Origin of the sequence: Paenibacillus sp. LHD-117 (genome assembly GCF_030929555.1) — a bacterium.
In the GTDB taxonomy this organism is placed as follows: Bacteria; Bacillota; Bacilli; order Paenibacillales; family Paenibacillaceae; genus Pristimantibacillus.
The window spans coordinates 44,140-62,219 of sequence record NZ_JAVFVT010000047.1 but is presented as its reverse complement, the minus strand read 5'-3'; the positions used below and the strand labels follow the sequence as shown (position 1 = coordinate 62,219).

21 protein-coding genes are annotated in these 18,080 nt (G+C 48.0%); 19 read left to right on the top strand and 2 right to left on the bottom strand.

The annotated features are described in order from the left end of the window. Positions 1 to 1,001 precede the first annotated feature (1,001 nt). The 4 genes from RB620_RS27070 to RB620_RS27055 all read left to right on the top strand — a co-directional run bounded on the left by RB620_RS27070 (position 1,002) and on the right by RB620_RS27055 (position 2,816). A complete protein-coding gene (locus RB620_RS27070) occupies positions 1,002 to 1,283 on the top strand; it encodes a hypothetical protein (protein WP_308099857.1) in 282 nt (93 codons plus the stop codon). A 112-nt stretch (positions 1,284 to 1,395) separates the two neighbouring features. Then, the gene (locus RB620_RS27065) at positions 1,396 to 1,743 is read left to right on the top strand and encodes a type II toxin-antitoxin system VapC family toxin (RefSeq protein WP_308099856.1); all 348 of its coding nucleotides are present in this window, start codon (positions 1,396 to 1,398) and stop codon (positions 1,741 to 1,743) included. A gap of 385 nt (positions 1,744 to 2,128) precedes the next feature. Next, the gene (locus RB620_RS27060; protein WP_308099854.1) at positions 2,129 to 2,422 is read left to right on the top strand and encodes an AbrB/MazE/SpoVT family DNA-binding domain-containing protein; all 294 of its coding nucleotides are present in this window, start codon (positions 2,129 to 2,131) and stop codon (positions 2,420 to 2,422) included. A 1-nt stretch (position 2,423) separates the two neighbouring features. After that, positions 2,424 to 2,816, top strand: a complete 393-nt coding sequence (locus RB620_RS27055) for a type II toxin-antitoxin system death-on-curing family toxin (RefSeq protein ID WP_308099851.1) — start codon at positions 2,424 to 2,426, stop codon at positions 2,814 to 2,816. A 111-nt stretch (positions 2,817 to 2,927) separates the two neighbouring features. On the opposite strand, the gene RB620_RS27050 is transcribed toward RB620_RS27055, so the two are convergent. Further along, entirely contained in the window at positions 2,928 to 3,266 is a 339-nt protein-coding gene (locus tag RB620_RS27050; RefSeq protein ID WP_308099849.1) for a winged helix-turn-helix transcriptional regulator, read from the bottom strand. A 173-nt stretch (positions 3,267 to 3,439) separates the two neighbouring features. Between RB620_RS27050 and RB620_RS27045 the strand changes: the two genes are divergently transcribed. Both RB620_RS27045 and RB620_RS27040 read left to right on the top strand, forming a co-directional pair. Continuing rightward, positions 3,440 to 4,429, top strand: coding sequence for a saccharopine dehydrogenase family protein (locus RB620_RS27045; RefSeq protein WP_308099847.1), 990 nt, complete (start codon positions 3,440 to 3,442; stop codon positions 4,427 to 4,429). 42 nt (positions 4,430 to 4,471) lie between these two features. Beyond that, entirely contained in the window at positions 4,472 to 5,083 is a 612-nt protein-coding gene (locus RB620_RS27040) for an NAD(P)H oxidoreductase (RefSeq protein ID WP_308099845.1), read from the top strand. Positions 5,084 to 5,351: 268 nt separating this feature from the next. Here RB620_RS27040 and RB620_RS27035 read toward each other — a convergent pair whose 3' ends face one another. Next, entirely contained in the window at positions 5,352 to 6,188 is an 837-nt protein-coding gene (locus RB620_RS27035; RefSeq protein ID WP_308099843.1) for a helix-turn-helix transcriptional regulator, read from the bottom strand. Positions 6,189 to 6,551: 363 nt separating this feature from the next. Between RB620_RS27035 and RB620_RS27030 the strand changes: the two genes are divergently transcribed. The 13 genes from RB620_RS27030 (at position 6,552) to RB620_RS26970 (ending at position 18,056) form a co-directional block, all read left to right on the top strand. Further along, positions 6,552 to 8,108 (top strand): MFS transporter, encoded by a 1,557-nt coding sequence (locus RB620_RS27030; protein WP_308099841.1) that lies wholly within the window; start codon positions 6,552 to 6,554, stop codon positions 8,106 to 8,108. Positions 8,109 to 8,146: 38 nt separating this feature from the next. Then, on the top strand, positions 8,147 to 8,449 hold the full coding sequence (locus RB620_RS27025; protein ID WP_374121468.1) for a metal-sensing transcriptional repressor: 303 nt from the start codon (positions 8,147 to 8,149) through the stop codon (positions 8,447 to 8,449). A gap of 295 nt (positions 8,450 to 8,744) precedes the next feature. Next, the gene (locus tag RB620_RS27020; RefSeq protein ID WP_308099839.1) at positions 8,745 to 9,071 is read left to right on the top strand and encodes an ArsR/SmtB family transcription factor; all 327 of its coding nucleotides are present in this window, start codon (positions 8,745 to 8,747) and stop codon (positions 9,069 to 9,071) included. Beyond that, positions 9,052 to 9,510, top strand: coding sequence for an SRPBCC family protein (locus tag RB620_RS27015; RefSeq protein ID WP_308099837.1), 459 nt, complete (start codon positions 9,052 to 9,054; stop codon positions 9,508 to 9,510). Before RB620_RS27020 ends, RB620_RS27015 begins: the two co-directional genes overlap by 20 nt. A 42-nt stretch (positions 9,511 to 9,552) precedes the next feature. Next, the gene (locus RB620_RS27010) at positions 9,553 to 9,732 is read left to right on the top strand and encodes a hypothetical protein (protein ID WP_308099835.1); all 180 of its coding nucleotides are present in this window, start codon (positions 9,553 to 9,555) and stop codon (positions 9,730 to 9,732) included. Positions 9,733 to 9,825: 93 nt separating this feature from the next. Then, on the top strand, positions 9,826 to 10,266 hold the full coding sequence (locus RB620_RS27005; protein WP_308099833.1) for an SRPBCC family protein: 441 nt from the start codon (positions 9,826 to 9,828) through the stop codon (positions 10,264 to 10,266). A 403-nt stretch (positions 10,267 to 10,669) separates the two neighbouring features. Beyond that, positions 10,670 to 12,313 carry a sensor histidine kinase gene (locus tag RB620_RS27000; protein ID WP_308099831.1) on the top strand — a complete coding sequence of 548 codons (1,644 nt, stop codon included), beginning with the start codon at positions 10,670 to 10,672 and terminating at the stop codon, positions 12,311 to 12,313. Then, positions 12,310 to 13,383: a response regulator gene (locus RB620_RS26995; protein ID WP_308099829.1), complete on the top strand. Its 1,074-nt coding sequence runs from the start codon at positions 12,310 to 12,312 to the stop codon at positions 13,381 to 13,383. Before RB620_RS27000 ends, RB620_RS26995 begins: the two co-directional genes overlap by 4 nt. A gap of 146 nt (positions 13,384 to 13,529) precedes the next feature. Beyond that, positions 13,530 to 15,248, top strand: coding sequence for an extracellular solute-binding protein (locus RB620_RS26990; protein ID WP_308099827.1), 1,719 nt, complete (start codon positions 13,530 to 13,532; stop codon positions 15,246 to 15,248). An 84-nt stretch (positions 15,249 to 15,332) separates the two neighbouring features. After that, complete coding sequence (locus tag RB620_RS26985; protein WP_308099826.1) at positions 15,333 to 16,223, top strand: ABC transporter permease; 891 nt, start codon at positions 15,333 to 15,335, stop codon at positions 16,221 to 16,223. Positions 16,224 to 16,238: 15 nt separating this feature from the next. Further along, entirely contained in the window at positions 16,239 to 17,126 is an 888-nt protein-coding gene (locus RB620_RS26980) for a carbohydrate ABC transporter permease (RefSeq protein ID WP_308099824.1), read from the top strand. Positions 17,127 to 17,316: 190 nt separating this feature from the next. Then, complete coding sequence (locus RB620_RS26975) at positions 17,317 to 17,655, top strand: metal-sensitive transcriptional regulator (protein ID WP_308099822.1); 339 nt, start codon at positions 17,317 to 17,319, stop codon at positions 17,653 to 17,655. Between the two features lie 200 nt (positions 17,656 to 17,855). Next, on the top strand, positions 17,856 to 18,056 hold the full coding sequence (locus tag RB620_RS26970) for a cation transporter (RefSeq protein ID WP_308099821.1): 201 nt from the start codon (positions 17,856 to 17,858) through the stop codon (positions 18,054 to 18,056). The last annotated feature ends 24 nt before the right edge of the window (positions 18,057 to 18,080 follow it).

Sequence of the window (18,080 nt, the reverse complement as noted above, 5' to 3'; positions counted from 1 at the left end):
GGTATTCTTCGCGATTATTGGGGTGATTTCCAAAAGTCAAGGGGTTTTCCGTTTTTTAGCTTACATTTCTATGACTATTAATCGGTTTCCATCACTTGGAATGAACTGCATAAGTCATGTGAATATAGGGTAAGTGTGCAAGGGGAAAGAAAAGCGATGCAGTGCAGTTATTCGTATCAGGGCGATCTATGAATAGTTATTGGCCTCTGCTTCGGCAGTGTTTTGTGAAACTACTTGAGAACTTGGAAAGTTATGAGTGACCTGGATTTACAGTAGATGTGTTTATAAGGATTATAAACTTGACAATTCAAAAGCCTCATTGGAAATTTGATTCGAATAAACTTGCTATTATGTAGCGTATTTTATCCGAAAGTCCTGTCCGAATTTATAGACACGGTGTAGACAAAAGCTGTAAAATGATATAATCAGCGATAAATCAGATTAACACCATCTAATAAGTAGCACGTCGTAAAGCTTTACGGGATTTGATAACATTATTCAACAAGCCTCAAAGAATCAAGGACTAGAGTTCAAATTCCCTCGCCTCCACCAAATGAAAAACCCGACCGCGAGAGGTCGGGTTTTTCATTTGGTGGAGGCCGGGTTGAAGTACATTAGGCCCGAAGAGGATAGGGGTTCAACCGCGCGCAGGGAATGGATGAAGCTTCTACGTGCTGCTACATGGACGAGCACGGCATTGATATCTACCGCAATGGTTGTCATCGGTGATAGACATCGTAAGCAATTTAATCGGGATATCAATAATCCCCTCGCCTGTAAAAACCACAACCGTGTGAGGTTGTGGTTATTGCTGTTTTCATTTCAGTTGAGAAAAAATTCCAGCATGAACATTGCTATTTACATGAAAAAAAAGATTACACGGGTTTCAAGTGCATCAGCAGTTGTCGGGGCTGCGTTTACAGTATACTGGGCATGTCTACGCTGTTAGTATACTTCGACCTCTGTTATAATGAAATAAAGTAATTGTGAGGTGATCGCCAATGAAACAAATCAAGGATCATTCACTGTTCGTACCGGAATTTCAAAAACTAATTGACTCTCATGAGTATGTGAATATGAAGATCGATGAGATTGATCACGGGATGGTGATTCGCTTGGAAAAAAACAATAATACGGATCAAGGGGCAAAGAAAGCACGTAGGATGAGAATGCTGGAGAAAACAGCAGGCATCTTGAAAAATGCGCCTGATTCGGTAAAAAAAGAGTTCCAAGCGATAGCTGAAAGGGACGGTGAAGATGACCGGGAGGGGAGCCGGTTGTGAGCAGTTTTCTGTTAGATACCAACATTTGCATTTATTACTTTAGGCAGTATCCGCCTGTAGTCCATTTTCTGCAGCAGTTATATGGTGAAGATACTGCTCATGAGTTGTTGTGTTGTCCACTATTACGGAGGCAGAGTTGCTTTCAGTGGGGGAAAACCATGTTAACCGTGAATTGCGGCTAGGTATACAGGAATTTGTTGACGATTCTGATCAAGTGCTCGATGTGAATCGGACGATTGCAAGAAAAGCAGCTACAATACGCTCAAGACTGGATTACGAATACGGAAAGAAAATTAAACTGCCGGATGCACTGATAGCAGCGACAGCATTGATAACGGGTTCTGTGTTGGTCAGCAATAATAATAAAGATTTTAAGCAGGTAGCTGAGGTTTTTGGGTTGAAATATTTGAATCCCGTGCAAGATCAAGAAGAGCTGCGACATTATTTGAATACGCAATAATATTTCGCAAATCACATTAATTCATCCCGAATTTTGATAAGATATCCTGTCCGAAATGTGTAGACATGATGTAGTCAAACGCTGTGACAAGTACTAAACACGGGTAAAACAGTCCGGGATTGCGTAACATTTGGAATTCCAGGAAACCATATAGGATAAGGCTTCCTGGGATTTAATAAACTAACGCGAATATAGTGGAAAGTGCGGGACAGGGGTTCAAATCCCCTCGCCTCCACCAAACATGAGAAACCCGACCGGATCAGGTCGGGTTTTTGCTTTATAAGCGTTGAGAATTTTGATAAAATGTACATACGTTATAAAAGTTATAACAATTACAAGGTATAACTGGTCGAAGGCCGATCATAATATAGGAAGGAGAATGAATATGAATGGTGTGATCAAAGTGACAAATGATAAGCAGAATATGAAGCGTTATTCTCGCAAAATCGGAAGAATGGGCAACAGCTTGGGAGTAAGCTTGCCAAAAAGCCTGGCTGAAAAATTGAATGTCTCACAAGGCGATGAGATTGAATTTATTGAAAATGATCGTGGTGAAGTGGTATTGAAAAAGGTTCGGCAAGTTCAACTCCCCGATAATGTAAGACCAGAAGTTCTTGAAGCGTTCTTTGACGTATTTGAAGAAGATGAAGGTATCCTTGAGGATTTGAGGGATAGATGAAATGACAACATTCCTATCCAAAGAAGAGGTTGTTTCTGCCCACTACTTCATGATGAAGAAAATGAACGACGCAGACCAAGCGGGTGTGAAGGATCACGGCTTGCTGGAATCTGCGGTACATAGACCTCAGCAAAGTGTTTTTGGAGAAGATGCTTATCCCAATTTATTTGACAAAGCCGCTGCCCTTCTAGAGTCTCTGGTGAAGAATCATTGCTTCCACAATGGCAATAAACGGACAGCCTATCTAGTTACAAAATCATTCCTTATGTTGAATGGAAAACATCTAAAAATGGAACGTAAATATGCAGTGGAATTTATCGTAGATATTGCAAAAGGAATTCATTCATTGGAGATTACAGCAAACATTTTAAACGAACATTCTGTCGACAGATGATTCATAGGGGCGTTGCTCGGGTGACATCAAAACCGTGACAACACCATGTAAATCCACAACCGCATGAGGTTGTGGATCTTTGCTTTTCCTCCGTCTTGGCGTTCTATAGGTCTAGCTTCGGTGAAATTGCCCCTGAATGAATTTTTCTCCCCACTCGCATAGCTGATCCAAAATCGCTTTAAGCGACTCTCCTATTTCAGTCATTTCATAGACTACTTTTGGCGGTACTTGATTGTAAACGGTCCTGAAGATTATTCCGTCGTCCTCCAATTCTCTAAGTTGCTGCGTTAACATTTTTTGCGTAATGCCGGGCATTGCTTTCTTAAGCTCATTCGTTCGTTTGGGACCATAGGACAAGTGGCATAGAATCAGTGTTTTCCACTTCCCACCGAGGACGTCGAGCGTGGCTTCTGCCGGGATGTTGTATGTGTTCTTCGGTTGTATTTCCATGGATTCTCCTCCTGTCGATGACTGAAATCTTATCAAAAATATAGGTACTTTTCGGTACCTATGTCACCATTCGGTGTTAATAGCACAATAAAGTGCGTTCTTCCCTAATGTTAACATATGGAACATAATCTCCATATACCAGCATTCAAACTTAAATAGTGGAGGGAAACTAAATGACACAACGCTTATTAATCGCCGGAGGATACGGCATTGTCGGCAGCGCCATTGCCAAACATGTCCGTAAAATCAACAAGGATGTAGAAATCGTGTTTGCAGGACGAAATCCGGAACGAGGCATCGCGCTTGCCAAAGAACTTGGGAACGCCAAAACAGCACACTTGGACTTGGAGAATAATCATGGATTAGACAATCTGGGGGAGATTGATCTCATCGTCTCTGCTTTGCAGGATCCTGCCGACATCTTGATCGGGCTCGCCTTGGAGCAGGGAATTGCCCATATCGGCATAACAAAGCTTGCCGACGAAGTTGCACCTTTTACCTTTGCTACGCTGAGGATACCTCCGAAGCGTCCGATTGTCCCGCTAGGTCATTCGCAATCCGGGGTCATGACGCTCGTTGCACTGAAAACAGCTGAAGACTTCAAGCAGATCCATTCGATTAAATTGGCAGGTCTCTACGATGATCGTGAACAGATGGGGCCGATGACGGTTGGCGATTCGGAGGGCTTCATTGGTCGGGCACTTATTCGAGAAGGCGGCAAATGGGTCTGGATCGAAGCGAGTCAACGCCCGATAGATGTTCAGCTTTCCGATGGAAGCACATTAGAGGGACTTCCGATGGGACTGCTCGATGTACCCAGCTTAGCGGCTGCCACTGGCGCGCCAAATGTTCGGTTTGATTTCATACAGGGTGAATCCATTGGGACTCGTGCTGGAAATCAAGCCTCCCAAGATCTTTATATAGAGATTGAAGGCATTCTGAAATCGGGCAAACGGGCCACGCGCCGAACGGTCGTATCCGATCCGAAGGGCCAAGCGCACCTTACGGCCCTCGGCGTATTAGTCTCAATTGAGCGTATTCTTGGTTTGGACGGCAATCCCGCCGCAGCGGGTGGAATATATCTGCCTGAGACGCTGGTGCCAGTGGATGCGGCTATCGCACGTTTCGAGCAGTTCGGCGTACGAATCTTTGATCATTCATGAACGTTCATTGCTCACTAAAATAAGGAAAGCAGGGATATCAGGATGAAAGTATTAACCGTTGTAGCCCATCCGAGAATAAATTCTTTCACTTTTGCGATCGCAGACCGTTTTGTACAAGGCCTTCAAGATGCTGGACATGAAACGGAGATGTTGGATTTGCACCGGAGCGGGTTTGATCCTGTCTTGTGGGAAGAAGACGAGCCGGACTGGTCAACTGATCATAAAAGCTATTCACCTGAAGTTGAGACGGAAATCAAGCGAATGAAGCAGTTCGACGCACTGGCCTATATTTTCCCGATTTGGTGGTACAGTGTACCAGCCATGCTAAAAGGGTATATCGACCGCGTATGGAACAATGGTTTTGCATACGGATCCAGTAGGCTTCATCATGACCAGGTATTGTGGCTTGGACTCGCCGGTGCTTCATTAGAGCATTTTGAGAAAAGAAACTACGACAAGATGCTCGCTCATCACCTGAATGTGGGCATGGCTAGTTACGCTGGAATATCAAATTCCAAGGTTGAGATCTTGTATGACACCCTTGATGCTAAGCAGGGACATTTGGAGAAGTTGCTAAAGCAAGCATATGATCTGGGACTACATTATTTACAGCTAAAAGGCGATGTTTCAAATGCTGAGAAGTACGAGCAATAAAGTATCGTGGGGGCTGTTGCTCGTGCTATGAGGGGCGATCTTCCTCGAAGGAATCGACGTTTCGATGACCGCCGTCAGCATTATGGCCACGGGAGATAATGAATCACCTCAGGCAATCTTGGAAGGCTTTCGAACTGCACACTCCGGCGAATTGTGGTTTTGCACAGCCACGGTTCGCCTCGAACTGTTCGGTAGAAGAGACATTAATTTGTGACTATTGTTTATTCGTTAGAATACAGACATCAACAGATGCCCATTGCGAGCTGTATTATGTAGGCTTCATCCACGCTGCAAGCTTTTCAGAAGTCTGTGAACCCGGTATAGGCATATAAATGCAACACATTAGGTTTTCGAGATTGTTAACTGGGGAAAATGAAATGATTTCAAAATGTAAACGTCCCATGGACGGGTGCTGAATCTCCATTGTTATTCCATTCCTATATGCCACTTCGTGAAGAGGCCACCACTCGGCAAACTCCTTGCTCTGCACTTTCAGATTTTCAATAAGGCTGGTATACCAATATTGATCGGCCGAACGGTCATACACCTTTCTGTAAAAAGACAGCGCCGTTTTGACTGACTGCTCCCAGTTCACGATCCTCGTTCGGAATGCAGGGTGCATGCAGAACAGCCTCATCATCTGTCTGTCCTCTAATGGTATCAAAGAAAAATCCGTCATTATAGCACAGGCAGACTCATTCCAGGCAATTAACCGGTTTTCAGGACCAGTAACAAAGAAGGGATAGGGGGTATTCGTGACCAGGTTCAAAAAGGCTGGTGAAAAATTGTATTCGGATAAATCGAGCGGCGCCCCGGAGTATCTCCCTGCTAACAGGTATAAGTATTCACGCTCAGCATTTGTCAACTGCAGCGCTGTTGAAAGCCGTTCCAGTACATCGGGCGATGTGGCTACGTCCCTTCCCTGCTCCAGCCAAGTGTACCAAGTTGTACTTAGATCGGCGAGTTGAGCAACTTCTTCACGACGGAGTCCCGGCGTCCTTCTACGTGTATATCCTTTAGGAAGACCAAGTTGCTCTGGTGAAAGACTTTCTCTGCGAGCTTTTAAAAAGTCCCCCATTGCTTTTCGATTCAGATTGGTCTGCATAATTATCCACGATGCTCCTAACCTGGTAGTTTTTATACTAGTTATAAATCCTTCTGCCTACAGTATAAATCGCATGTTAAAGTTGATTCAAGGGATAGCCCCTTTTTAACAAATTGTCGGGGAAGAAGGATGCGTCATGAAGAGAATCAAAATAAGCAAAAAAGAAATCGTTTTTGCACACACCTTTACCGCCAACCCGTAGGCGGTGTGGTACTCGGTTTTCAGGCAGGCCCTGGAAGCGGATGGCTTTAAAGTGAAAATGCCGGCTCTTCCTAACCCCCAATCATCGATAATTCGCACGATCCATCTAAAAGGTGTATAAATCCTTGTTGACAATATAGGATACAGGGGTATACTATATTCATGCAAACTAAGAAGAACTCAAGGATAGGATGGACTACTTTTCAGACGGTAGGATTGAGAATGATCCAGAAAAAAATGTTGTTTGTCGAGGAGGAAATAATGATGAAGAATCAAAGGATTCAAGCTCTGGAAATTCCGCAAGCAGATCCGAAGCGTTGGAGAGCTCTTGCGTTATTATGCTTAGCTAATTTTATGGTGATCATGGACACTTCCATAATCGGTGTTGCTTTGCCAGCTATCAAAGAAGCACTCGGCTATACGCAAGCAAGTTTGCAGTGGGTTTTTAATGCTTATGTCATTTTCTTTGGCGGTTTGTTGTTATTAGGAGGGCGATTGTCTGATCTATATGGTCAGCGGCGAATATTCATGTGGGGATTTTTTATTCTTACGTTAGCTTCTTTATTGGCAGGGCTGGCTTGGAACGAGGAATCGCTAAATGTTGGCCGCGCTCTGCAGGGACTCGGCTCCGCATTCATTGCGCCTTCCGCGTTAACGATTGTTATGATGCTTTTCAGCGGCAATCCCAAAGAATTAGGTAAAGCATTGGGCTTCTGGGGGGCATCAGCTGCTGCAGGCGGGTCAGCAGGTGTGTTTCTGGGCGGTGTCATTACCGAGTGGCTCAGTTGGCAGTGGACATTTCTCATAAATGTTCCGGTCGGGATTGTCGCATTGCTCTTATCGCCGGGGCTTTTGGCTAAGGGAGTACGGAGGAAGGGCAGCATCGACTTGATTGGCTCCGTCTTCGTAACAGCGGCATTGGTATTGATAGTATATGGTATTGTAACTGCAGAACATAACGGGTGGGGGGCGTCGTCCACGTTATGGACGCTTATCTCGGGTGCTGTGTTGTCTATCCTTTTCCTGATCATTCAGGCTGTTAAAAAGGAGCCGCTTGTCCCGCTGAAGATTTTTAAAGCGCCGAATCTGGCCGCCGGTAATATCGCGCTTATTATGTTATCCGGAGGATGGATTCCTCTATGGTATTTCCTAAATCTCTACATGCAGCAAGTATTACAGTTTTCTGCTTTCGCCGGCGGGGTAGGCCTGTTGCCGATGACGATCCTGATTGCTATCTTCATGATCTTGATTACCGGAAAATTAATCGGAAAGTTCGGCATGAAGGCCAACTTGGTCATTGGATTGATTGCGCTTGGAGGTTCGATGCTTCTGTTCGCTGGAAATACGCCAGTTGATGGAAACTTTATTGTTAACGTTCTTCCAGCTTCCTTACTCGGCGCCCTTGGGATGTCACTTGCTTATATTCCGGCTACCATGTCCGCTATGTCGGGTGCCAAACCGGAAGAAGCAGGGCTTGCATCGGGTCTTGCCAATACGAGCTATCAGATTGGCTCAGCTATCAGTCTGGCCATTATGGTTGCGATAGCGGGAGCTGCTACCGCTTCGCAAACAGGTGCTGACCCGGCCGCTCAATTGAACGAAGGTTTTCAACAAGCGTTCTTGTGGTCAGGTATTGTAGCTTTTGCAGGTGCGGTGCTAGCATTCTTGTTTATCCGTTCACCCAAGCAGGGGCAGGCAGATAACACGGCAGCCATGTAATCAATGACTCGAGTTCCAGAATGAGAGGAGGAGATCCTATGAGCGAAGTGACAGTACACTTGGAACAACATATGGATCAGGATATGGGCTGCTGCTCTCATGAAGAAGGTGAACGTAAGGGCCATTATTCCGATAGATCCAATAGTAGTTTAGCTGACCGGTTAAATCGGATCGAGGGACAGATTCGCGGTATTAAAAGCATGATTGAGAAAGATATCTATTATAATGATGTGCTGAATCAGATCGCTTCGGTACAAGCCTCTTTAAACAGTGTCGAAAAGCTGTTCTTGAATTGCAGCTTAATGGAGGAGAACCTCCTTGCGGGAGATAAATCAGAGTGAACACTTAGAGAGGAATCGCTTGATTGGAATTGAAATCGATAGGGGATAACATCAAGAGATCAAGAAAGCTGTTGAAATCGCGCATACACTCAAATACTTGGCGAATTGTGGCTTTGCATAGCCACGGTTCGCCTCCACCAAACATGAGAAACCCGACCGTATCAGGTCGGGTTTTTCAATTGCCTGGATAAAGCAGTTTTTTGAATGACGCCAGGTCAGACTAGGAAAAATAAAGTCATTGTGCAATACGTTTATTTAAGTTGACACTTAATTAAGTGTGTGCTAAATTAAAGGCATGATCGATAAAGCCATTCAAGCCATAACGGAGCCAAGGCGCAGAGATATTTTACATCTCGTCCGTAATGGGGAACTGACCTCTAGCGCTATTGCGTCGCACTTTGACATTTCAGCACCGGCAATATCGCAGCATCTTAAAATCCTGGAAGAAGCCGGGCTCGTCGTTGTGAGGCGAGCAGGCACCAAACGATACTACGGCATTAGGAGGGAAGGGTTTGCCGAATTGATGCAATACATCGAGAGCTTCTGGGATGACAGCTTAATGCGCTTGAAGGAAGCAGCGGAAGAGGAGGAAAGGAAAAAACATGACTTCAACAAGCAATAGTGACACGATCACGAAAGAAATTTTTATCGAATGCCGACCGGAGACCTTGTTCCCGTTTCTTACCGATCCTGATAAATTAGTTCGTTGGATGGGGCGCCACGTATTGCTCGATCCGAGTATCGGCGGCAAATATCGCATTGACGTTAACGGGAGTGACATTGCGATGGGTGAATATAAGGTCATTATCCCGAATGAGAAAGTTGTCATGACATGGGGTTGGGAGAAATCGAAGGTGGTGCCTCCTGGATCCAGTACCGTTGAATTTAGATTAACCCCCAAAGATAACGGAACTCTCTTGGTTTTGACGCATTACGACCTGCCTGCAACGGAAGTCGCCTCGCATGTACAAGGCTGGACCCATTACATGCCACGCCTGCAATCGATAGCGCAGGGCCAAGATCCTGGCATTGATCCGTGGTCTGAACGAGCTATGCATTAATGTAATAAATAATAAACCTAGTTAAAGGAGAGCATCAATCGAATGAATACATTATCTTGCGCATGCGGATTTAAAGTAACGGACGATAACAAATATAAAGTTGAAGCAGCCATGTGGCATCACGCCATTCAAGATCACTCGGACATGCTGAAGAGCATGACTGTTGATATGCTGGAGCAATGGCTCATGAACAAAGATGAACAGATGAAGGCTGGTGCATAAAGAAGAGTGCAACGATATAGATAAACGATTAGCTTAAGTGAAGCGGCGCGCAGCTTTTATGCGCGCTTTTCATTTTCATGGAGGGATAAAGAAATGGTGGATGTTTTAACAGAAATAATCATACATTGTCCTTGTGATAAAGTTTCGGAATATGCTGCTAACCCCGACAACGCGCCAGAATGGTATGTCAATATTGACTCGGCAGAATGGCAGACGCCAAAACGGATCGAGGTTGGCTCCAAAGTTGCATTTAAAGCTGCCTTCCTTGGAAAACAGCTTTCCTATGTGTATCAATTCGTCGAGTATGCACCGGGGAGAAAATTAGTAATGAAAACGGCGGATGGCCCCTTTCCGATGGAAACGACATACACCTGGGAGCCGGTGGACGGTCATTCAACTAGGATGACTTTACGAAACAAAGGCAATCCTTCCGGATTCTCGATGTTATTTTCTCCTTTTATGTCTTTGATGATGAAGAATGCCAACAACAAGGACTTGAAAAGACTCAAGTTGTTACTGGAAAAACGATCATGATAAATCGAAAGGGACACCTAAAGCGGTGTCTCTTTTGTTTTGTTCTCTGTTCATGGAGGAGGTGTGGCGCCTGCCGGACGGGCAAAACAGCCTCCGGATGTTCATAACGTTAATCGACGCGAAGCTGCTGCAGGCCAATTTTATGTGTGATAAAGTGATAGTATCGGGAACCGAGCTTTGTAAGCGAGTGTGGTTTCTTTCATACCCAGTTTGAAGAAAAATATGAAGACATACTTGTTGTGAGGTGGTGGAGGTGCTCGGCAATCGCTTTATTAAATCTACTAGAACAGCTCGTAAGAAGATAGGCTACTTGTATATGCTTCGAAATCGGTTTGTTTTCTCCTCTCTTCGCAAACGAATTATGGTGTTTCTGACTATTGGCTTTGTGGGATGTGCCATCTTAATGGCGTCCGTCTCCTACAATGCGATCTACACGATGCAGCATGATAAGATCAAAGCTTCAATGGCAGTTGATCTGTACCAGCAAACGGCCAAGCTGAATCAAATGTATAATAACCTGCTCCAAGTTACCCAGCAGATGACGCCGGAGGGCACGGTGGGTCATTTGATGGAGTCGTATGTATCGACCGCGGACAATTATAAGCAGAGTCTCATCTCTCGCGATATTTCCTATAATATCGGCTTAATTACGTTTTCGAACCCGGCGATGCAGTTGGTCATGTACTATGATCCCGGAAGTGGACAAGCTTCGTATTCGAATCTGCCGCTGCGCGGGGACTTCAAGCTGCAAGCCTTGCCCAACGTCGCCGGCATGCGGGAGCTGAAGTACCAGTCTCCGCACAAATCGTTATGCCGGTTCTGCGACGATCTGGTGGTGTCGGTCACGCGGGAGGTTCAATTTTCGGATGGCACGCAATTGGTCGTGTATGTGGAAGCTAAGAATGACATCACGAAAGAAATGAATTCGCTTACAGAAAACTTGAATATGCCTTATATGCTAGTGTTTACGGATACGGCGGGCCTCGTGACTTATAGCAGCAATCCGACGGCTTATAGTGCCGGGGAGCACCTCGTGCTTAGCGGTTCATCCGGCATGACGGATGATTACGTATGGAACCGGATGAAAGGCGATTACGGCTACGACGTCACGCTGCTTCTTCCCGTCTCTTACTACAATCATGAGCTCTACACGTGGAAAAATCATATGTACTGGATACTCGCCGTTGCCCTCCTGATGATGGTTATGCTCACGCTGGTCTTGAGGCGTCTCATTAACCGGCCGTTTCGATTGATCGAGAACGAAATGAGGACGTTCGGCAAGGGTTTCATGGGCACCCGGCAATATCATACGGGGATTGATGAATTTGACCGCATATTCGGACAGTTTAATGTGATGAAGCGGCAAATTCAACAGCTGATTCTGGACGTGGAGCACAAGGAGAAGCGCCGGCATCAGCTGGAGATCGAGAAGCTTGCCTACCAGATCAACCCGCATTTTCTCATGAATACGCTCAACTCGGTCCGCTGGCTGGCGGTCATGCACAAGCAGGCGGAGATTGAGAAATTCGTGACGTCGTTAATCTTTTTGCTCAGTTATAATTTAGGCAAATCGCAGGAGACGGCTACCTTCCAGTCGGAGATCGAGGTCATGCGCGCGTATTTGGAGCTGCAGCAAATGCGGCATGATTTTGAAGTCAACCTGGACATCGCGGAAGGGACGTATCTCGACTGTCCAGTCGCGAGGTTCATTCTGCAGCCCATCGTGGAGAATGCCATCTGTCACGGTCTTGACGATAACGGCAAGCTGGATATCCGCATTACGCCGGATGAAACGGCGGGGCTCGTGCGCATCGCGATCCGCGATGACGGCAAAGGCTTAAGCCGGGAGACGCTGGCCCTGCTGCAGCGCGACACACCGGACCAACAGCAGACAGGCTGGGGGATCGGGCTTCGTTACGTTCGCTCCATGCTGGAATCCTTTTATGGCCCTAAAGCCCGGATGGGGATCGAAAGCACGCAGAATCAAGGCACGACGGTGACGTTAGAGCTTCCTATTGTCCATCATGGAAAGGAGAGAGCGGTATGATTCGAGTATTGATTGTCGACGACGACAAGCTTGCGCGCAAAGGCCTGATTTCGATGATGCCCTGGTCCAATCACGATATGGTCGTCGTGGGTGAAGCGGCGAACGGCGCGAAGGCGCTGGAGTTTATGGAGCGGCACGAGGTGGACCTCATGTTCGTGGATCTCTCGATGCCCGTCATGTCGGGGATGGAGCTGCTACAAGTGGCGAGGCAACGATTCCCGTCCTTGCGCTCCGTGATTTTATCCTTCCACGAGGAATTCGAGAACGTGCAGACGGCTTACCGGATGGGCGTTCTCGATTACCTCTCCAAGGTGCGTCTGGAATCGGAGGACGACGAACAAATACTGAGGCGGATTCAGCAGCAAATGACGGGCGAAACGCCGATTCGCACGGCCGATCCTCTCGTGTCGTCGACGTCCCCTCCGCTTGTCTCCGAGCCGACTAGCTGCTCTCGGGAAGAAGAAGAATGGAGCGGCCTGGAGCGGGAATGGCGCTCCCACTACTGGCTCTATAATGAATCGGTCTTCCAGCGCCTATGCAAGCAGACCGTGGACGCCAAGGTGTCCTTCCGCCGACTGGAAGGGCTGTTCATACGCGTGCTGTCGCAGCTGGAGACCGAGCTGCTGCTTCCTGCGGAGCTCCGTTCCGACGCGACCGACGTCCGGCAGGCGGTGGATTGGCTGCGCGACTACCGAAACCGCGTGTATGCGCAGGTGGCGGCATCCGCCGACTTTACCAACACGACGAACAGCATCTTGAAAGCCGTGCTGTTCATTCGCGAGCAAGCCTCGACTACGCTGCACGCCGAGGACGTTGCCGATCACGTGCACATGAGCAGAAGCTACTTCAGCCAATGCTTCAAGAAGCTGACCGGCTCGACGTATAACGATTACTTAAGGCAGGAGCGGATCAGAGCCGCCGAACGGCTGCTTTGCGAGACGAATCAGTCGATCGCGTGGGTGGCCCATGCCGTAGGCTATAACGACTCCAAATACTTTTCCCACCTCTTCTATGAGCAGACCCGTCTCTTGCCTTCCGAATTTCGTGCCCAGCATAAGGGGGGGGAATGATTACAGCCGATCGAACAAATGTCTACCTTGGCGTTACTTTCATCACCAAAACACGGTGCAACCGTCCGACTTTTTTTCGCCGTTCCCCCTGTACAATAAAATCATGAAAACGCAACCAATCACAATCATTGTCTAGGAGGGGTAAGATGAAAAAGAACATGGCAAAGCTGCTATCCATTGCATTAATCGGCTTAAGCGTCACGGCATGTACGTCTTCCAATAACTCGCCGAATGACTTGAAAGCGTCTCCAAGTCCGGACGCCGGCACGGAAAGTCCGGCGCTCTCGGGTGACGACCTGGCCTTCTCCAAATTTCCGGAGCCCGTCGACGTCCACATCGGCATGGTGGTCGATCCGACGGACAAAACGCTGCCGGAGGGCGACAGCGTCAGCAATAACCAGTACACGCGCTATCTGAAAGAAAAGTACAACATCAACGTCATTGTCGATTGGACCGCGGCGACCGGCAACGATTTCAAACAAAAGGTAAGCTTGACGATCGCGTCGGGCAAGCTGCCTGACGGCATGGTCGTCGATGACCGCTCCTTCATGACCAAAGCGGCCAGCTCGGGGCTGCTGTACGATATTACCGATCTGTTCGAGCAGTACCAATCCTCGCAGGTAAGAGACATTATGGCAAGCACCGACGGCCGCGCCATGGAGAACGCCAGCTACGAGGGCAAGATGGTATCCCTTCCGAACATTACGGTGGATACCGATGGCGTTCACGTCATGTGGATCCGCAAGGATTGGCTCGACAAGCTGAGTCTGCCGGTTCCGAAGACGATGGCGGATATCGAGAAGGCCGCGCAAGCGTTCAAGGACAACAAGCTGGGCGGAGACAAAACGATCGGCATCGCCGGACCTTCCAAAAATACGTTCCCTTACTCCACGTTCCTCTTGTCCTCCAACAATCTGGGAGGTTTCGATCCGATCTTCGGCGCGATGGACGCTTATCCGGGTTACTGGCTCGATAACGGCGACGGGACGGTATCTTACGGAACGACGTCGGAGAATACGAAGCAAACGCTGGCCCTGCTGGCCGACTGGTACCAAAAAGGATTGATCGATCCCGAGGTGGGCACTCGCGACAACGTAGGGGATCCGATCAATGCCAATCAGGCGGGCATCTTCTTCGGCCCATGGTGGAGCGGCGGCTACGGAAACGGGGATTCCTTCAAAAACGATCCGACGGCGAACTGGCAAGCTTATCCGGTCTATACCGACGATGGCAAGTGGAATACGCATATGAAGACGACGGGCAGCAGCTACACCTTGATTAGCAAAAACGCCAAGCCGGATGTCGTCAAAGCCATCCTCATCATGAACAATGCTCTTGTGCGCGACGAAGCGACCTTTGATTTGTCGGTTGCCGTGGGCTGGTATCCGCTTCGCAACGTCATGGCGGCGGCCAACGAGACGGAGTACGAGTATACCGAGCTGATGAAGGTGCTAAAGGGCGAAGCCGATCCGGAGGATTACAACAAGCCTAACAGCTTGTACAAACTGATGTACGCGGACGCGAAGAAGGTGAAGGACGTCATCAAGCCTCCTTTCGACGATTTGAATGTCAGCAACTTCAATACGGCGAACTTCGGCGACTTCCAGCGTCTCTACTCCCTCATGATCGGCGATCGTCCGTTCTCGACGGTTCCGATCGACAAGAAGGTGTATAGCGTGACCTATAACCAGACCGAGACGATGGAAACGAAATGGGCCAACCTGAAGAAGATGGAAGACGAGACCGTGCTGAAGATCATCCTTGGCCAGGCGTCGATCGATTCCTTCGACAAGTTCGTGAAGGACTGGAAGGCGCAAGGCGGGGACGAAATTACGGCGGAAGTCGCGGAGCTCTTGAAGAAGTAAGACTTCATCAAGCTGGGGAAGGCACTGCATCATAGTGCCTTCCGCAGAGGCTTGGTTTGCAAGAGGGAAGGGAGGTTAGCCGCAATGAGGAAATTGGGCCATCAGAAGCATTATTACCTCATGCTACTGCCGGGTATGGTCTGGCTTGTCCTATTCAGCATCGTGCCGATGTTCGGCATTGTGATGGCATTCCAGAACTACAATCCGGGAGCGGGACTGCTCAAATCCGAGTGGGTCGGACTCGAAAACTTCAAGTACATGTTCCAGCTGAACGATAGCAAGACGGTCATTGCGAATACCTTCATCATCGCGATCGGCAAGATCGTGCTGAACTTGATCGTTCCGCTCGTGTTTGCCATTCTGCTGAACGAGCTGCGCAGCCTTCGCTACAAGAAGCTGGTGCAGACGATTGTCTACCTGCCGCACTTTCTGTCGTGGGTCATCATGTCCACGATCGTCATCGGGATTTTCGGCTATTACGGGGTCGTGAATACGGTTCTGGGTTACTTCGGCACCGATCCCCAGCTGTTCATGGCGGATGCGGGCATCTTCCGGCAGTTAATCATCGGCACCGACGTGTGGAAGGAATTCGGCTTTAACGCGATTATTTATCTTGCGGCGCTGACGGGCGTAAATCCCAATCTATACGAGGCAGCCGCCATAGATGGCGCGAACCGGTGGCAGTTAATCCGGCACGTCACGCTTCCGGCATTGACGACAACGGTTGTCCTGCTTGGCGTCCTTAGTCTCGGCAACGTGTTGAACGCCGGCTTCGACCAAGTTTACAACCTTTATAATCCGCTTGTGTATTCCACCGGCGATATTTTGGACACATGGGTATACCGGCTGGGCCTGCAAAATCTCCAATTCTCGCTCGCGACGGCGGCAGGGTTGTTCAAGTCGGTCATTAGTTTTGTACTGATTTACATTTCCTATCGACTAGCATACCGTTATGCCGATTACACTATATTCTAAGAGGAGGGCGCTGAATTGGTCAGAAATATAACGTTAGGCTCGCGAACGTTCGATATCGTCAATATCATCGTCCTCGGTCTTCTGCTCGTCAGCTGCGTCTACCCGCTGTGGTACACCTTCTGCGTATCGATCTCCGACAAGGCGGCCGCGAACGCGGGTCTCGTCACCCTGTATCCGATCGGGTTCTCCTTGGAGCCTTATAAGGAAATCATCGGCGACAAAATGTTTTTCAACTCGTTCTGGATTTCCATCCAGCGCACCGTGCTTGGCACGTCGCTCGGCTTGTTGCTGACGGTATTGATGGCTTATCCGCTGGCGCGGCCGAAGAAGGACTTCAAGGCGCGCAATGTGTTCATGTGGATTCTTGTGTTCTGTATGCTGTTCAACGGGGGATTGATCCCGTGGTATCTCACCATTCAAAACTATCAAATGATCGATACGATCTGGGCGTTGGTGCTTGGCGGAGGAGTGCCGGTGTTCGACGTCATCCTGATCATGAATTTCTTCCGCAACTTGCCGAAGGAGCTGAACGAGGCGGCCGTCGTCGACGGCGCGGGACCATGGTCGGTGTTGTTCCGGGTCTATATCCCATGCTCGATCCCCGTGCTTGCCGCAGTAGCGTTGTTCCTAAGCGTCTATCACTGGAACGAGTTCTTCAACGGATTGGTGCTGAGCAACACCTCCGCTAACTATCCGCTCCAAACCTATATTCAGCAGCTTGTCGTGAACATTCCGGTCGGCACCAATCTGACCCCCGAGCAGTACAAGAAGCTGTCGGAGCTATCTAACCGGACGCTGAATTCGGCCAAGGTGTTTATCGCGATGGTGCCGATGCTGATCGTATATCCTTTCCTGCAAAAGTACTTCGTATCCGGTATTATGCTTGGCGCCGTGAAGGAGTAAGGCTTGGCTTGCGAGGGATGCACAAGGGACCACACCTATAAACGGGTGTGGTTTTGTTTTTGGACTACTCTTCGGTTTGATACAGGGAGTAGGTGAATTGCCGCAATTCGCAAGTGGTTGGTTCTTCAAATTTGTTTCTTTGTATAGGGTAGGGGGGCTATAGTACAATAGAGAGAAAGGAGTGATTTGGATGGAGGAACTTACGCAAGATGATGTCCAAACGCCTACCCACGATTCATGCGGCACGAACGGGCGGCAAAGTCACCATTCGGAAAAGACGAAAAACAATTTGATAAGCCGCCTCAACCGAATCGAAGGTCAGGTTCGGGGGCTTAAAGGTTTGATTGAGAAGGATACTTACTGCGACGATGTGCTAAATCAAATTTCATCGGTCCAGTCCGCATTGAACGGTGTAGGAAAACTTCTTTTGGAGCACCATATGAAGAGTTGTGTGATCGAGCGTATTCAAGATGGAGAGAACGAAGTGATCGACGAGCTCCTCGTCACCATCAATAAGCTTATGAAATAAGGAATGGCCTGGGATTCGTAAGAATCCTTTTTGTTCGGGGTTAAATATAGGGTTGGGGGGTAACGTAAAATTTGTATTGACTATTATACTGTAGGGGGGTATACTAAAAACATCTTAAAGAGTGTGTGATGAGCTGCTGCAAACCATTCAAAAGCTGATGCAATAAAAAACCAATAAATAGTTAAAGGAGAAATGAATCCATGAAAAATGTAACGTTGAAAGTTGAAGGCATGTCATGCGGACACTGTGTTAATTCGATTGAAGGAGCTTTGAAAACAATCGGGGCAAGCGGCAAAGTCGATCTCTCGGGAGGAACAGTAGCTGTAGCGTACGATGAAAGCCAACTGACTCTCGCTGCCATTAAGGAAGCCATTGAAGAACAAGGATACGACGTAGTGTAACGAATCGGAAAAGAAACGAGGTGT

Coding starts and splice junctions, on each gene's coding strand:
- RB620_RS27005 (WP_308099833.1), top strand. CDS start 9,826: ATGGTGGATGTTTTAACAGAAATAATCATACATTGTCCTTGTGATAAA.
- RB620_RS27050 (WP_308099849.1), bottom strand. CDS start 3,266: ATGGAAATACAACCGAAGAACACATACAACATCCCGGCAGAAGCCACG.
- RB620_RS26995 (WP_308099829.1), top strand. CDS start 12,310: ATGATTCGAGTATTGATTGTCGACGACGACAAGCTTGCGCGCAAAGGC.
- RB620_RS27030 (WP_308099841.1), top strand. CDS start 6,552: ATGCAAACTAAGAAGAACTCAAGGATAGGATGGACTACTTTTCAGACG.
- RB620_RS26975 (WP_308099822.1), top strand. CDS start 17,317: ATGGAGGAACTTACGCAAGATGATGTCCAAACGCCTACCCACGATTCA.
- RB620_RS26990 (WP_308099827.1), top strand. CDS start 13,530: ATGAAAAAGAACATGGCAAAGCTGCTATCCATTGCATTAATCGGCTTA.
- RB620_RS27060 (WP_308099854.1), top strand. CDS start 2,129: ATGAATGGTGTGATCAAAGTGACAAATGATAAGCAGAATATGAAGCGT.
- RB620_RS27000 (WP_308099831.1), top strand. CDS start 10,670: ATGGCGTCCGTCTCCTACAATGCGATCTACACGATGCAGCATGATAAG.
- RB620_RS27045 (WP_308099847.1), top strand. CDS start 3,440: ATGACACAACGCTTATTAATCGCCGGAGGATACGGCATTGTCGGCAGC.
- RB620_RS27015 (WP_308099837.1), top strand. CDS start 9,052: ATGACTTCAACAAGCAATAGTGACACGATCACGAAAGAAATTTTTATC.
- RB620_RS27020 (WP_308099839.1), top strand. CDS start 8,745: ATGATCGATAAAGCCATTCAAGCCATAACGGAGCCAAGGCGCAGAGAT.
- RB620_RS27025 (WP_374121468.1), top strand. CDS start 8,147: ATGAGCGAAGTGACAGTACACTTGGAACAACATATGGATCAGGATATG.
- RB620_RS27070 (WP_308099857.1), top strand. CDS start 1,002: ATGAAACAAATCAAGGATCATTCACTGTTCGTACCGGAATTTCAAAAA.
- RB620_RS26985 (WP_308099826.1), top strand. CDS start 15,333: ATGAGGAAATTGGGCCATCAGAAGCATTATTACCTCATGCTACTGCCG.
- RB620_RS27040 (WP_308099845.1), top strand. CDS start 4,472: ATGAAAGTATTAACCGTTGTAGCCCATCCGAGAATAAATTCTTTCACT.
- RB620_RS27055 (WP_308099851.1), top strand. CDS start 2,424: ATGACAACATTCCTATCCAAAGAAGAGGTTGTTTCTGCCCACTACTTC.
- RB620_RS27010 (WP_308099835.1), top strand. CDS start 9,553: ATGAATACATTATCTTGCGCATGCGGATTTAAAGTAACGGACGATAAC.
- RB620_RS26970 (WP_308099821.1), top strand. CDS start 17,856: ATGAAAAATGTAACGTTGAAAGTTGAAGGCATGTCATGCGGACACTGT.
- RB620_RS27035 (WP_308099843.1), bottom strand. CDS start 6,188: ATGCAGACCAATCTGAATCGAAAAGCAATGGGGGACTTTTTAAAAGCT.